The 14,802-nt window shown below is 60.7% G+C and carries 11 protein-coding genes and 4 pseudogenes; 8 read left to right on the forward strand and 7 right to left on the reverse strand.

What is annotated here, in order from left to right; translation table 11 throughout:
- Positions 1–129 precede the first annotated feature (129 nt).
- Positions 130–252, reverse strand: a pseudogene (locus HU750_RS22230) (3-keto-5-aminohexanoate cleavage protein); the annotation flags it as partial.
- On the opposite strand from HU750_RS22230, the pseudogene HU750_RS22235 reads away from it, so the two are divergent.
- The 8 genes and pseudogenes from HU750_RS22235 to HU750_RS22270 form a co-directional block, all read left to right on the forward strand.
- Positions 240–680: pseudogene (locus HU750_RS22235) on the forward strand (thiolase family protein); the annotation flags it as partial. The pseudogenes HU750_RS22230 and HU750_RS22235 overlap by 13 nt on opposite strands.
- A gap of 61 nt (positions 681–741) precedes the next feature.
- Positions 742–1,515 (forward strand): SDR family NAD(P)-dependent oxidoreductase, encoded by a 774-nt coding sequence (locus HU750_RS22240; protein ID WP_186682389.1) that lies wholly within the window; start codon positions 742–744, stop codon positions 1,513–1,515.
- Between the two features lie 12 nt (positions 1,516–1,527).
- Positions 1,528–3,117 (forward strand): sigma 54-interacting transcriptional regulator, encoded by a 1,590-nt coding sequence (locus tag HU750_RS22245; RefSeq protein WP_186682391.1) that lies wholly within the window; start codon positions 1,528–1,530, stop codon positions 3,115–3,117.
- A gap of 83 nt (positions 3,118–3,200) precedes the next feature.
- Positions 3,201–4,705: pseudogene (pdxR, locus tag HU750_RS22250) on the forward strand (MocR-like pyridoxine biosynthesis transcription factor PdxR).
- A 113-nt stretch (positions 4,706–4,818) separates the two neighbouring features.
- Positions 4,819–5,880, forward strand: coding sequence for a TIM barrel protein (locus tag HU750_RS22255; protein WP_186682393.1), 1,062 nt, complete (start codon positions 4,819–4,821; stop codon positions 5,878–5,880).
- A gap of 33 nt (positions 5,881–5,913) precedes the next feature.
- Entirely contained in the window at positions 5,914–7,179 is a 1,266-nt protein-coding gene (locus tag HU750_RS22260; RefSeq protein ID WP_186682395.1) for an MFS transporter, read from the forward strand.
- Positions 7,180–7,306: 127 nt separating this feature from the next.
- Entirely contained in the window at positions 7,307–9,160 is a 1,854-nt protein-coding gene (locus tag HU750_RS22265; protein WP_186682397.1) for an ABC transporter ATP-binding protein, read from the forward strand.
- A gap of 120 nt (positions 9,161–9,280) precedes the next feature.
- Positions 9,281–9,745 (forward strand): MarR family winged helix-turn-helix transcriptional regulator, encoded by a 465-nt coding sequence (locus tag HU750_RS22270; protein ID WP_050580787.1) that lies wholly within the window; start codon positions 9,281–9,283, stop codon positions 9,743–9,745.
- 84 nt (positions 9,746–9,829) lie between these two features.
- On the opposite strand, the pseudogene HU750_RS27350 reads toward HU750_RS22270, so the two are convergent.
- The 6 genes and pseudogenes from HU750_RS27350 to HU750_RS22300 form a co-directional block, all read right to left on the reverse strand.
- Positions 9,830–9,979 (reverse strand): annotated as a pseudogene (locus tag HU750_RS27350) (transposase); the annotation flags it as partial.
- A 21-nt stretch (positions 9,980–10,000) separates the two neighbouring features.
- Positions 10,001–10,291 (reverse strand): hypothetical protein, encoded by a 291-nt coding sequence (locus HU750_RS22280; RefSeq protein ID WP_186682399.1) that lies wholly within the window; start codon positions 10,289–10,291, stop codon positions 10,001–10,003.
- Positions 10,292–10,812: 521 nt separating this feature from the next.
- On the reverse strand, positions 10,813–11,082 hold the full coding sequence (locus HU750_RS22285) for a DUF3077 domain-containing protein (protein ID WP_186682401.1): 270 nt from the start codon (positions 11,080–11,082) through the stop codon (positions 10,813–10,815).
- A 155-nt stretch (positions 11,083–11,237) separates the two neighbouring features.
- Positions 11,238–11,483 carry a hypothetical protein gene (locus HU750_RS22290; protein ID WP_186682403.1) on the reverse strand — a complete coding sequence of 82 codons (246 nt, stop codon included), beginning with the start codon at positions 11,481–11,483 and terminating at the stop codon, positions 11,238–11,240.
- Between the two features lie 627 nt (positions 11,484–12,110).
- Positions 12,111–13,625 (reverse strand): RHS repeat domain-containing protein, encoded by a 1,515-nt coding sequence (locus tag HU750_RS22295; RefSeq protein WP_186682406.1) that lies wholly within the window; start codon positions 13,623–13,625, stop codon positions 12,111–12,113.
- Between the two features lie 106 nt (positions 13,626–13,731).
- Positions 13,732–14,751 (reverse strand): hypothetical protein, encoded by a 1,020-nt coding sequence (locus HU750_RS22300; protein ID WP_186682408.1) that lies wholly within the window; start codon positions 14,749–14,751, stop codon positions 13,732–13,734.
- Positions 14,752–14,802 lie beyond the last annotated feature (51 nt).

Below are 14,802 nucleotides of genomic sequence, written 5' to 3' on the forward strand. Positions count from 1 at the left end.
GATCGTGCTTCGAACTATGCTTCTTCATGGTCTCGCCCTCGCTGCCGTTGGCTTCTTTGAACGCCACCGTGGCACTGTGATGCCTCGGCGGGGGCGAGTCCATCGATTACAGGGAGTGAGGCCAGTGCCTTAGGCGCGCTGTGGCACGCCCTTCTGGCCCGGCCGGCGGTTCGGCGCCATGCCGTTGGCCAGCAAGGTTTCCTCGACGGATGCGTACTGCTCGCCGATCCGGTAGATCGCCCGGGCTGTCCGACGGCGCCAGTGCTTGCGTGTTGATGAACGCGCGCCTGGCCGAGCAGCGCAACCTCAGGCCGCTGGGCCTGTACCGGGGCATCGCCGTGGCCGGCCTGGCGCCGGAAGAGATGGGCATCGGCCCGGTGTACGCGGTGCCGCGCCTGCTCAGGCAGCATGGGCTGAACGTCGACGATATCGGCCTGTGGGAGCTGAACGAAGCGTTCGCCTGCCAGGTGTTGTATTGCCGCGACACCCTGGGCATCGACCCTGAGCGCCTGAACGTCAACGGCGGCGCCATCGCCATTGGCCACCCCTATGGCATGAGCGGCGCGCGAATGGTTGGGCATGCGCTGCTCGAAGGTAAACGGCGCCGGGTGCGCTATGTGGTGGTGACCATGTGCGTGGGCGGTGGCATGGGGGCGGCGGGCCTGTTTGAAGTGCTGTGAACACAACCGGACCGCAAGGGCTCTCACCCCTGCCCACTCACTGAAAGATGAGGAACGCTCCATGCTAGCAACCCCTTTTTCCCTGGCCGGCAAGACCGTTTTGGTAACCGGCGCTTCCAGCGGCCTGGGTGCCCACTTCGCACGCTTGGCCCAGGCCGCTGGCGCCCGTGTGGTGCTGGCGGCGCGGCGGGTCGAGCGCTTGCAGGCGCTGGTCGAGCAACTTGAAACCCACGGCGGCGAAGCGTTGGCCGTGGCGCTCGACGTCACTCAACGCGACAGTGTCGAACAGGCCTTCGACAAGGCCGAGGCCCGCTTCGGTGTGGTCGATGTGGTCATCAACAACGCCGGCATCGGCGACCCTGGGCGCTTTCTCGAACTGAGCGGGCAGGACTGGCAGCGCATGCTCTCGACCAACCTCGATGGCGTGTTTCATGTCGCCCAATGCGCTGGCCAGCGCCTGGTCAAGGCCGGCCGCGCCGGGAGCATCGTCAACATCGCCTCGATCCTGGGCCTGCGCGTAGGGGCCGGGCTGAGCCACTACTGCACGGCCAAGGCCGGTGTGGTGCAGTTGACCAAGGCCATGGCGCTGGAGCTGGCCCGCTACCGGATCCGCGTCAATGCCATCGCCCCCGGTTACTTCAAGACCGAGATGAACGAGGCCTACTTCGACAGCGAGGCCGGCCAGGGATACATCAAGGACCACGTGCCGATGCGCCGCCTGGGCCAATTGAGCGAGCTCGACGGCCCACTGCTATTGCTGGCCAGTGACGCCGGGGCGTTCATGACCGGCAGCGTCCTCGCCGTGGATGGCGGGCACTTGGTCAACCCGTTGTAACAAGGAGCCTGCATGCCCACCGCCGCTTACCGGCCCCGCGTGGTCGCGCTGGTCACCCACTTGCGCTGCCCTGGAGCACCCAGCCCCATGGCCCGGCTGATCGAGCAGGTCAGCGCCGACTACCGGCAGCAGGCCCATGTCGAGGTGATTGAAACCACCCTCGGCAAGCTGCTGCCGCTGGCGCGCGAGCTGGAGAGGCGCCAGCAGGCCGACGTCATCCTGTGTTCCGGGGCCGCCGCCGACTACTTGCGCCAGCACCTGTCGACCTCGGTGCAGGCCCTGCACCTGGGCGAGCACGACCTGATCCGCGCCCTCGCCCTGGCCCACACGCGCACCCGGCGCGTCGGCGTGCTCAGCTTTGGCCAGCCCCACCCCGGGCTGGCGGCGATGCAAGCGTTGCTCAACCTCAAGGTCCACGAGCACACCTATACCCGCCTGGAACAGGCCCGGGCGCAGGTCGCGCAGCTGGTCGCGGACGGCGTCCAGGTCATCATCGGGTCGCCGACGGTGTGCCAGCTGGCCGACGCGGCCGGTGCTCAGGGCGTGCTGGCCCTGGACAGCGACAGCCTGTGCCATGCGTTCGACAACCTGCGCATTCAGCCCCGGCGCAGCCGCAAGCCGCCTGCCGCGCAGCCGTTCACGACGCGCTATCGTTTCGATCAGTTGCTGGGTGATGCCCCGGCGTTCCGCGCGACCGTGCAGCTGGCGCAGCGCTACGCCGCGACCGACGCGACGGTACTGATCACCGGCGAAAGCGGCACGGGCAAGGAGTTGCTCGCACAAAGCCTGCACCACGCCAGCGCCCGCCAGCAGGGGCCGTTCGTGGCGATCAACTGCGCGGCCCTGCCGGAGCCGCTGCTCGAGAGCGAGCTGTTTGGCTTTGAAGACGGCGCGTTCACCGGCTCGCGCAAAGGGGGCAAACCCGGCCTGATCGAGCTGGCGCACGGTGGCACATTGTTCCTCGACGAAGTCGGCGACATGCCCGCGCCGCTGCAAACCCGTTTACTGCGTGTGTTGCAGGAGCGCGAGGTGCTGCGCCTGGGTGGCTGCGCGCCAACACCGGTGGACATCCGCGTAATTGCCGCCACCCATTGCGACTTGCCAGCGCGCATCGCCAACGGGCAGTTTCGCGCCGACCTGTTCTACCGCCTGAACATCCTGCGCCTTGCCGTGCCGCCCCTGCGCGATCGGCTCCAAGACATCCTGCCCCTGTTCGAGGCGCTGCTCGCACGGCACGGTGCAACACCGCTCGTCACACCGCAGTTGCAACCCCTGCTGCCCCTGCTGCTGCGCCACCGCTGGCCAGGGAACATCCGCGAGCTCGACAACATCGCCGAGCGCGCCGCGCTGTGCGCCCAAGCCTTGGTGGGTGCCGATGGCATCGGCCTGGCCACGCTCTTCCCTGAATTTTTCGAGCATGTGCAGGCCGCCGCACAGCCGCTACCCGCTAGCGAGAACCTGCGCAGCCTGGGCAAGGCCGCCGAGGCGGCGCACGCCCGGCGCATGCTGGACAGCTGCGACGGCAACATGGACCAGGCTGCGCGTTGCCTGGGTGTCAGCCGCAGCACCCTGTGGCGGCGTTTGCGCGCATCCTACGGATGACTTATCGCGAGGCGCCCGATACCCTTGGCCTCTGGTGGCCTGACGGTTTTGGGCCCAATCCTTTTTGCGCAGACGAGCATGTCATGAAAACCGCCGCAGGTTTGCTGCTGTCGGCCATCGAGCTGGACCGTGCCAGTGCCATCCCCCTGTACCGCCAGCTGTACCTGCAGATTCGCAAGCAGATACTCAATGGCAGGATCCAGGGTGGCGTGCGCCTGCCCTCGACCCGCACCTTGAGCAACGAGTTGGGGTTGTCGCGGATCACCATTCTCAATGCGTTCGATCAATTGATTGCCGAAGGCTTCCTGGCCTCGCGCACCGGCGCCGGCACCTATGTCGGCACGGAATGGGAAAGCCGCGGCAGCGAGCCCGAGCAGCCCCAGCCGCCGCCGCGCCTGTCCGACCTGAGCCAGTCGATGCTGTCGCTGCGCAGCGATCATTTTCGCGGCGTCTCCTACACCGACTGGGACCCGGCCACCCCGACCTCGTTCCTGCCCAGCCACAGCACCTACGAAGCCTTCCCCCAGGCGATATGGCGGCGGCTGATGAACCAGCACCTGCTGAAGCCCACCAAGGCGATGCTGGGCTACGGCGAGCTGCAAGGTTTGCAGGCCTTGCGCAGCGCCATTGCCGAGTATGTGTTCGATGCCCGTGGCATCGACTGCGATGCCGGGCAGGTGGTGATCGTGTCTGGCGCCCAGCAAGCGTTCAACTTGCTGGGCATGTTGCTGCTCAACCCCCAGGACAGTGTATGGATGGAAGACCCGGGGCATATCGCCGCGCGCATTGCCTTGCAGGCGCAAGGGGCGCGGGTGACCGCGTTGCGTGTCGATGAACACGGGATCGACGTGGAGCAAGGCCTGCGCGAATGCCCTGAGGCCCGGTTGGTGTTCTGCACCCCTCGCGCCAGCACCCGCTGGGCGTCACCTTGAGTTACGCGCGGCGCCAGGCCTTGATCGACTGGGCCGCGCAACAACAAAGCTGGATCATCGAAGACGATTGCGACAGCGAGTTCCGCTACAGTGGCCGTCTGCTGCCCGCCCTGTATGCCCTGGACCAGATGGCCCGGGTGATCTATGTCGGCACCTTCAGCAAAGTGCTGTTTCCGTCACTCCGGCTGGGCTACGTGATCCTGCCGCCAGCGCTGGTCGAACCCTTCTGCACCCTGCGTGCGGTCATGGACCGCAGCCCGCCCACGCTGCTGCAGGCCACCACCGCTAATTTCATGGCGCAAGGCCATTTCATTGGCCACATCCGCCGCATGCGCGCGTTGTACAAGGCACGCCAGCAGGCCTTGATCGCACAGCTCGAACAGCACATGGGCGGCTTCTTCACCCTCACCCCGGCCGATGCGGGCATGCACCTGATCGCCTGGCTGCCTCCTGAGCTCAACGATGCCGACGTCGCCCGGCAACTGGCTGAGCACGGCATCCACACCTACCCCTTGAGCGACTACAGCATCCAGCATGCGCAACCGCCTGCGCTGCTGATCGGCTTTGCCGGCACGCCGGAAAACCAGGCCGCGGCACGCGTCCAGGCACTGGCCCAGGCCTTGCGCACACTGGGGTACCTGCCCGCAAACACCTGAGGCCAGGCAAGTGGTCCTATCGATTGGCGGATAATGGATCTATCGAACGTTCCTCACTGGCGCGATAAAGGTTGCGCCGGTAGACCCCGGCGTCTGAACCAGGAACGACGCTAATGAACAATAAGATCCAGGAACGTTTCAACGCCTTGCTGAGCCACAACGTGGTGGAACAGGCGCCAGCCCCCGTGCTGACCCAGGCACTGGCCCAGCGCTTGCTCGAACGCCTCGGGCAACTGCGCCTTTTTGCCCATGCCTACCCGCTGCTGACCAACCTCACCCACGGCCGGGTCACCCCCGCCGACCTGCTCGACTTCGCCTATCGCCATGAGTTGCAAGGCCTGAGCCTGCACGTGCTCTACGGCGAGCAGAACAGCCTGAGCCAGATGACACCCGCCCAGCTTCAGGCATTTGCCGACAAGGCCAAGGCGCTGGGGCTGGACGTGCATGTGAAAATCAGCAGCACGCTGAAAAAAGACGTCGACCAGGTGATCGCCATCGCCAAGGCCCTGGGGGTGTGCAACATCCGCGTCTACTCGCGTTACGAGGGCCCACTGTCGCGGGTCATGGACATCATCGAGAGCGACCTGCACTACCTGGCGCAACAGGCCGACGCCCACAACCTGTACTTTGACTTCGAGCAACACGAAGAGCTCAAGAGCGACGAGATCGCCCAGTTGCTCAAGCGCCTCGACCACCCTCGCCTGCATGCCCTGTTCGACTTTGGCAACATGATCAATGCCTGCGAACAACCCCTGCAGGCCCTGCGCAACCTGGCGCCACACATCCGCCAAAGCCACCTCAAGGGTGTGCGCATCGTGGCCGAACACAACGGCTTCGGCCATTACGGCGTGCTGCAAGGCAGCGCCGATGACGACCTGCCCAGTGCCCGCATGCTGTTCGAGCTGCTGATGCTGGGCGACACCGCCCCGCAGGTGATCGCCTTCATCCTCGAGCAGGAAAACCACTACGTGGCTCCGGCCTTCCGCCAACAGCAGGAAGCGGCCGACCCCTTCATCGCGTATCGGGAAATGAGCGACACCCCCCTGCCGGCCGGCTTCACCCTGGAGCGCATGCTGGCTGACGAACACCGTTGGGCGAACAACCAGGTGGCCTACGTGCGCGGCCTGCTGAACGAGTTTCGCACCCTGGCCAAGCTGACCTTGGCCAACGCTTGAACCTGGCGACCCGACTCCCTGCGGAGAACAACAATGACAGCCCAGAACAAAGCCAAATGGCTCCGATTCCTGATCCTGGTCCTTGGCGGCGGTACCGTCTACAAGCTGGCGAACCTCAAGGATGCCTTCTACGTCCCCATGCAGGAATTCATGGGCCTGAGCCACACTGAAATCGGCCTGCTACTTAGCGCCAACGCGATCATCGCCACCGCACTGTTCGTGGTCGGCGGCATGCTCGCCGACCGCTTCGAGACGCGCAGGCTCATCCCCCTGGGCCTGATCGGCACCGGCTGCCTGGGTGTGTACCTGGCCACCTTCCCGCCGTTCAGCAGCTTGCTGATCGTGTTCAGCCTGCTGGCCGTGTGTGCTGACTGCCTGTTCTGGCCATCGCTGCTCAAGGCCATCCGCAACCTGGGTAACGACCAGGAACAAGGGCGCCTGTTCGGCCTGCTCGAAGGCGGGCGTGGCGTGGTCGATACGCTGGTCGCGTTTGCCGCGCTGGGGGTGTTCGTGGCGATGGGCTCGGGCGAAAGCGGCTTGAAGTCAGCGATCCTGTTCTACTCGGTCATCGACCTGCTGGCCGGCACCCTCACCTGGTTCCTGCTCAAGGGCGACAGCGCGCCGTCGCTGGCCAAGCCGAAAAATGGCCTGGCTAACCTGATGGAGGCGATCAAGGTGCCGGGTATCTGGCTGGTCAGCCTGAACGTGTTCATGGTCTACATCGTCTATTGCGGCCTGACCTACTTCATCCCCTACCTCAAGGAGATGTACGGCTTGCCGGTGGCGCTGGTGGGTGCCTACGGCATCATCAACCAGTATTTCCTGAAGATTCTGGGCGGGCCTGCCGGTGGGTTCATTGCCGACAAGCAGTTCAAGAGCACCAGCCGCTACCTGAAGTGGGCCTTTCTGGCACTGTTGCCGCTGATGGCGGTGATCATGTTGATTCCGAAAAGCCCGACCTTCATCTATGCCGGCATGGCCGCCACCCTGTCCTTTGCGCTGATCGTGTTCTCCATGCGCGGCGTGTTCTGGGCGCCGATGGGCGAAGTCGGTATTCCCCAGCACATCACCGGTTCCGCCTTCGGTATCGGCTGCCTGATCGGTTACGCGCCGGGCATGTTTGCCTACGTCATCTACGGTGCGATCCTCGACCACTTCCCCGGCCAGCAGGGGTACAACTGGGTCTTCACCTTGATGAGTATCCTGGCCGTTGCAGGGTTCATGGTGTCCAGCCTGCTGTACCGGGCCGTTAGAAAGAATGCCCTGACTGCAGGCGGGATGAGTGCGGCGCAAGCATGAAGCATGAACACCCTCGGCCAGCTTCGACGGTGGAGGCTGGCCTAGGGTTCCCTAGGGGTAAGGTTTGCATGTCGGTCTGGCGCCTGACGCCCGCACGGGGTACAACTGGACCTTTTAGGAGGCCACCATGCTCCGTGTGTTTGAACGACGGCTAGACCCCTTCCCACCCGACGAGGCCCCGCCGCCACCGGTCGGCCTGCTGCGTTTTCTGTGGGCCTGCACGCGCGGCGCGCGTGGTTACGTACTGGCGCTGGCGCTGCTCAGCGCCGGTGTATCGATCTACGAAGCCTGGCTGTTTTCCTTTCTCGGCCAGGTTGTCGATTTGCTCTCGACCTGGCAAACGGGCGGCGCTGAAGCGGCTCAGGAAAGCCGCGTGCTGTGGGGCATTGGCATCGTACTGCTGACCAGCATTGGGCTGGTGGCGCTGCGCACGATGGTGCAGCACCAGGTACTGGCGATCAATTTGCCGCTGCGGCTGCGCTGGGACTTCCATCGGCTGATGCTGCGGCAAAGCCTTTCTTTCTTTTCTGACGAGTTTTCCGGCCGTGTCACCACCAAGGTGATGCAGACCGCACTGGCCGTGCGCGAAGTGCTGTTCACCCTGATCGAAATCGCCCCCGGCATCGGCGTGTACTTCATCGCCATTATCGCCCTAGCGGGCGGTTTTGCCTTGAAGCTGATGCTGCCGTTCATTGCCTGGGTCGCGCTGTTTGGGCTGGCCTTGCTGTACTTCGTGCCGCGCCTGGGCAAAGTCGGCCAGGAACAGGCCCATGCGCGCTCATCGATGACCGGGCGCATCTCGGACGCCTACACCAACATCACCACCGTGAAGCTGTTTTCGCATTCCAAACGCGAAGCGCACTTTGCGCGGGCGGCGATGGAGGATTTCAAACAGACCGGCTTTCGCCAGATGCGCCTGGTCAGCCAGTTCGAAATCGTCAATCAGGCCTTGGTGGTCGGGTTGATCATCGGCGCTGGCGGCTATGCCCTGTGGTTGTGGCACCAAGGCGAAGTCGGCACCGGTGCGGTGGCGGCGATTACCGCCATGGCCTTGCGCATCAACGGCATGTCGCACTGGATCATGTGGCAGATGACCTCACTGTTCGAGAACATCGGCACCGTGCAGGACGGCATGGCCACCTTGACCCGCGGCCCCAAGGTGCAAGATGCGCCGAATGCCGGGGTGTTGGTGACGTCGGGCGGCGCGGTGAGCTTCGACAAAGTCAGCTTCAACTACAACGGTGAGCGGCAGGTGCTCGATGGCCTGAGCCTGAACATTCGCGCCGGTGAGAAAGTCGGCCTGGTGGGGCGGTCCGGTGCGGGCAAGTCGACGCTGATCAACCTGCTGCTGCGCTTTTACGACGTTGACCACGGCGCCATTCGCATTGATGGGCAAAACATTGCCCAGGTGACCCAGGACAGCCTGCGCAGCGCCATCGGCATGGTCACGCAGGACACCTCGCTGCTGCACCGCTCGATTCGCGACAACATCGCCTACGGCCGCCCCGACGCGAGCGACGCGCAAATCCGCGAGGCCGCCGCCAACGCCCAGGCTGACGGGTTCATCAACCAGCTGAGCGACCGCCAAGGCCACAGCGGCTACGACACGCTGGTGGGTGAGCGCGGCATCAAGCTGTCCGGTGGCCAACGTCAGCGCATTGCCATCGCCCGGGTGATGCTCAAGAACGCCCCGATCCTGCTGCTCGACGAGGCGACCAGCGCGCTGGACTCCGAGGTCGAAGTCGCCATCCAAGAAAGCCTCAATGAGATGATGCACGGCAAGACCGTCATCGCCATCGCCCATCGGCTGTCGACAATCGCTGCCATGGACCGCCTGATCGTCATGGATGAAGGGCGCATCATCGAACAAGGCACCCATGCCGAACTGCTGGCCCGCAACGGCACCTATGCACGGCTTTGGCAGCACCAGAGTGGCGGCTTCTTGGGTGAAGACCAAGGCGTAGCGGAGGCCATGGAGTGAGCCTGCGGGGTGGCAGCCGGTTGCGGCTGCCACCTGCCCTGCGCTGTTTGCATCGGGTCAGCATCGGTTATACTTCTTAATCATTTTTTTACCCTTACCGTCGCTGACACACGAGATCGCATGAACACATCCCCTGCACTGCAACCGGGCGCCGACAGCAGCGAGGCCACTGCGCCGACCGACCTGAATGATCTGGTTGGCTACGCCTTGCGCCGCGTGCAGATGAAGGTGTTTCAGCACCTTGTCGAGTGCCTGACGCCCTACGACCTGCGGCCTGCACAGTTTTCTGCGTTGGCCATCATCGCGCAAAACCCAGGCCCTACGCAGGCCGAGCTGGCCAAGGCGTTGAACATTGAGCCGCCCCAAGTGGTGCCGCTGCTCAACAAGCTTGAAGAAGCGGGCCTGGCCCTGCGCGTGCGCAGCAAGGCAGACAAGCGCTCTTATGGCCTGTACCTGAGCAAAGCGGGTGAGAAGCTGCTGAAAACGCTGTATGGGGTAGCTGAAGAGAGTGACCGTGCCGCTACGGCCAATTTGGATGATGACGAGCGGCGGCAGTTGCTTGCCCTGCTGCGCAAGGTCTATTGAGCACCTAAGGATCCTTCGATCAACTTGCCGCGCAGCGGCGGCAAGTCGTAGTTCCCCCGTCACACAGCGCTATTTGTCGAAAAAATCGGCCACACTGGCGGCGGTGCCATGGACGTAATGAACCAGACCGGACTCCGCATCAACGCCAACATGAACCTTCATCCCGAAGCAATATTGGTAGTGATCGGAACTAGGGTTATGTGTCATACCTCTTTCATTGTGGGTATGACACATGACTTACAACATCCCCTTTCTCTATGACGGCAGAGAGAGTGTGACATTTATCCCGCTAGGGATGGCATCGCAAAACCGATTGAATTCCTCAGTAGTCAATGCATTAAGATCTTTAGTAGGCCTTAGCCCAAACTCAGCGCTTGATGCATATCCACCATCATCAATGGCAGCTATAAAAGACAAATTCAAAAAACTCCCCGACTTCATCTCCTTAATAATATCAGTTATATCATCGACATTTTGCCTGTGCACAGACAAAACCAGATTCCAACCTTTTCGAGCCGCACCAATTTGACTGTCTTTCCACGCCATGTTAATAACTCCACTTTGTTTGGTGAGTCATACAAAAGCGCCAGATGCTACCTGTCCAACCGGCATAGCATTCTAGTTAACAAAAATCGTAAGCAAGCGCCTTCGCTAGTGTGGTGTTTCAGAAGTACCACTGGGTATTTGAGCTAGGGATCCTCCGATCCTTAACCGCAACCTGCAACATCTCCCACCCCAATAATCCAAAAACGGCTTATTGATTGCAACTAGCAAAAATGATAGTGCTCACGATTTGACCGAATGACAATGCTGAGCTACTGAACGCACCTTCTTGGCGGACACATTACCTAGCGTCGCTGGAAAGCCATACAAATCCATGGCGGCATACTTTTTGAATGATGGGAACGTACTCAGTCTAGGGTCCAGACCTTTAAATACCGAATGAGGACCAGGAGAATCGCGCTGTCTAAAATGAAACCTAAGTCCATACAGGCGTAATGGGTTGCCCACACTACCGGCCCCGACTTAACGGTAGGACAATGAATCGAGCCTCGGCAACCCCACCGTTAGCGCGTCATCCCCAGTTCGGCATCATCCATCAGCGCCTTGGCCAAGGCGCTTAGATAATGTGAGGCCCAGATAAGCTGCGGGTTGTCGTCCATTACCCCTGCGATGGTCAGGTCTCGCACAACGCCCATCAGCTCTGAGGCTTGCTCACGGGCGTCTTGGCAAGGGATGCCGGGCTCGATGCAGAACAGCGGCTGGGTCTTTTTTTCGCCCTGGTAGAACTTGGTCTTGCCGACCGTGGTTGGGGCTTTGTTGGCGCCTGTGGTCATTGTTCGGTCTCCCTGAAATTTCACCGCCTGTTCGGGCCTCTTCGCGGGGCAAGCCCGCTCCCACAGGTATACACAGGCCTTGAGACCTGCGGTGTACCTGTGGGAGCGGGCTTGCCCCGCGAAGAGGCCCGAACAGGCAACTCATTACCTGTGGCTCAATGCTGAGTCCGTGGCTGATGCGCCGGCATCTGCATCTGGATCAACGCCGACTCCAGCAGCACACGCAGTGCCTCCAGCTCATGCATCGTCGCCATCATCAAGATCGACACGGGTGATTTGGGCTGTAGGAGAATGGCCTGATTTGCCACGGATTGCGCGCACAGGGCGTAGTCCGCTGCCTGGATGAGGGTGTCTTCGAGGGAATGGTGGTTGTGGGGTGGATCGGGGACTATTTTTAGCATCACTTAATCCTTTCATGGCGCAGCCACCTGCCTGCTGTCAAACAGAAGGGTGGCAGCTGTACGTGGGTTGACAGACCGGCGGATTAAGCAAAGTTCCGGCGCACGCAAGCGTGCCCGCACGTACAGCCGCCATTGAAGCGAGCTATATGCTTAATACCGTCGCGGCCTGTCAAAGCCGATCGCTGTTTTCAGCGACACGCCGAGACTAGAGCGCTGCCTGAACAGCCGCAACGGAAAAAAGGCGGCAGGAGTATGTTTGGGAAATGCCCTACAAGGAAGGGGTTAAATCTGATTTCTTCTCTCCGAAGCTTTACAACCCGGCCTCTTCGCAGTGCAAGCCCACCCCCTGCGTCACCTTCCGGTCACGCGCGGTCTGGGTAGGAGCAGCCTTGTGCTGCGAAGAGGCCGGTGGCAGCATTGAGGATTCCCGGTTTGGTCACGGGCCTCTTCGCAGCACAAGGCTGCTCCTACAATGAAATGCGTAAGCCTCGAGACCAAATAACTTTGTGGGAGCGGGTTAACCCGCGAAGAGGCCAGACCAGGCAACGCAGTAGCTGTGCTTTAGTGCTGAGGCCGCAGCCTGCTGTACCGCGCTGCCGCTTGATCACTCGGAGTGGATGTTCAGCTTTAGCTCGTCGGCGCCTGCTTCGGCTTATTCACCGGGTCGCCGTTGCAGTACACGTACGGCGAGCCATTTTGAGTAGCAAGCAGACCTGCGCCCGCAGGCACCTGATAGCGGTGCAGCTGCGCATCGTACAAACGATCGCCATTGCCCAAGTGGTACAAGCTCAAAGGGTTAAGCAGTTCGCCTTTGAAACCCAGCCAAGTAGTGGATGCTAAGTCGCGAACACGAAACCCATAGGGCAGGTAGCTGTAATAGACCGGGGGGGTAGATTGGCCATGCTTGAGGCTGGCGAACACGGTGCCCGCAGCATCGCGCAGTTCGAACGTGCAGGTCGTTGACTCCCACACGTCACCAGTGGCCTCTGTAATTTGCTGCAAAAAGCACGAGGGGCTGTTATTAAGCAGCACCATCCGCCGTTTCGCTGCCTTGCCGGTAAAGTGATCGCCCAATTGTTGAACGGCATAGATAGACCCTTCCCGGTAGTGATACACCTCCCGCTGCTCACCTAGCACCACTTCCCTGATCCGCCCCTGAGTGTCATAGGCAAACTGGTAATCCGCGCCCTCTCCCCCTGCCTGGCTGCTGTATGACTTGATCTGTCCATTCGCGTGATAACCGAGCTTGCGATTGCTGCGTTTCAAGGTGCGGCCGCGTTGATCGTTGACTTGTGGGTCACCGTTCGATGAGATCAGTGCACCTGGGCGGTCTGGGTCATAGCCGTAAGTAGAAACACCTGGCCCCTTGCTCGACTTGTGGCTGCGCGACACAACGTTGCCATGGGTGTCGTACGTAAATACCTGCTCGGTATAGGCTTTGTTGCTGCTGCTGACGGGCGCATTCTCGCCCGTGCAATACCATTTATGCAGACGCTCATCGCTGTCGTACGTGTAATGGTCGCTGCGGTGCTCCTTGTCATCGACCCTTAGCACGAACTGCTTCAGCCGCCCATCGCTGAGCAACGTTCGCTCAAGGCTTAGGGTAGGAAAGCCGTCGCCACTGAAGGTACGCGTAGTTTCATTGCCTGACGGGTCATAGGCGTAACTCACCGTCATCAAGGCGCCGCTGCAGACATCCTTGATGCTTTCCTGAGTGAGTTGGCCTTGGTCGTTGTAGGTGCTGGTTGTCTGGCATGCCGAACTGGCTGAACTGACGACGCGGTGGTTGGTGTCGTAGGTGAACGTTGTGGTAGTCCCCGTAATGTCGTCGAAGCTGAGCAACTGGCCGGCCGCCGAGTAGATGTGCAGGGAGGTGGCCGTTTGCTTCGTACCCATGAAGGTGGGGGCGCAGGCTTCACTGAATTGGCGCTTGGCAAGGTCCAGCGTGACACTGTAGCCAGCAGCAAGGTAATCAGGCATGTCCTTAGGCTCAGCGTCTTGAAACAGCGCAGTGGGCGAGCCACCATTAAGTGGCCCATCGCTGCCAAGGGTGAGTGAATGGTGGCTCGCAAACTCTAAGCGCACGTCACCTACTGCACTATTAACAAGATGCGGCTTACTTTCTGCAGATTGATTGTACATACCCAGCTATCACCTTTCGCACAAGAAGGATTTCGTCACCTTAGAAACAGTTACCACCTCAACTTTTTACGCACAGTTCCACAACGTTTACAGCGTCAGTACACCGTCAACCCGCTGCAGCACTCAGCACCTCGCTGCAGCGCTGAACACCTGTTTGATCTTGCGAATAATAAGAAAAGGAATTATACGCCATTAAACCTTCAGCCCTAGGCGCAATGCTTTTGACTGCCGCCCTCAACGTGCCATGTTCAAAGGCCATGTCTTTTAGCGTTGGATACACTTCAGCCAGCGGTGGGTTAACGTTTTCGATCGTGTGCTCGAAGGGCTCGAGATTTAACAAAAGTACAACCCTGCGCAGAATTGGAACCTCACGGCCCGTCACGTGCTTGAATCGGCACTGATTAAATTGTGCAATGGGAAGCCCAATTAATTTATCTTCGTCATTATAGAAAAAAGCTTCAACGGGAAGCGCGCCGGCTGTTTCAGCCGTCCACGAGGTCACCTTGAAGTCATTAGGCACGGTGGTCTTTTCGGACGCCCGCTCAACGACCGCCAGTGCCGTCATGAACGCCTCCGTTACATCTGGCCCCTTAAGGGAGAACGCGCACCGCTTGTCGTAGGCCTTATCATCAATGGGTGAATGGGCCTCAAACCAGGCCTTGGCACCTGTGACAATGTCACTCGACACCACACATGGCGCACTGCTGTCCTTCTTGTCCTCATACGCTCCACAACCCTTGTCTGAGCGTTTGTCCGAGGCACCATCAACGGGATAGAAGCAGGTTGGCTGCAACTGCAATTGATCCGGTTGTTCTTGACCTGGCGGTGACACAATATAACCATTGGTGTATGCATACGCTAACCGTTCAAAGGATATACCGATGCGCACGTAACTAAACGAGGTATCGTGCGTTGCTCCCTTTCGGGGGGGATCCCACGCGTTAAAATGCTTTCCACGCGGATCGCCCACACCTCTTATCAATAGACCGGAGCATTCGTAAGCCGGGCGATTATTCGGACAGGACTGCACATAAGCTTGATAGCGCAATGTAACTTTTTTCTCTACTTCCTTACCGTACTTATCCAGCTCAGGCGATGCCTGTACAGGCCCGATCATCGCCAGCATTATCAACCCTGCACAATGTACACGCATCTATTAACCTCCATTTCTCAAGAG

Origin of the sequence: Pseudomonas sp. SWRI50 (assembly GCF_014269095.1) — a bacterium.
Classification (GTDB): Bacteria; Pseudomonadota; Gammaproteobacteria; order Pseudomonadales; family Pseudomonadaceae; genus Aquipseudomonas; species Aquipseudomonas kermanshahensis.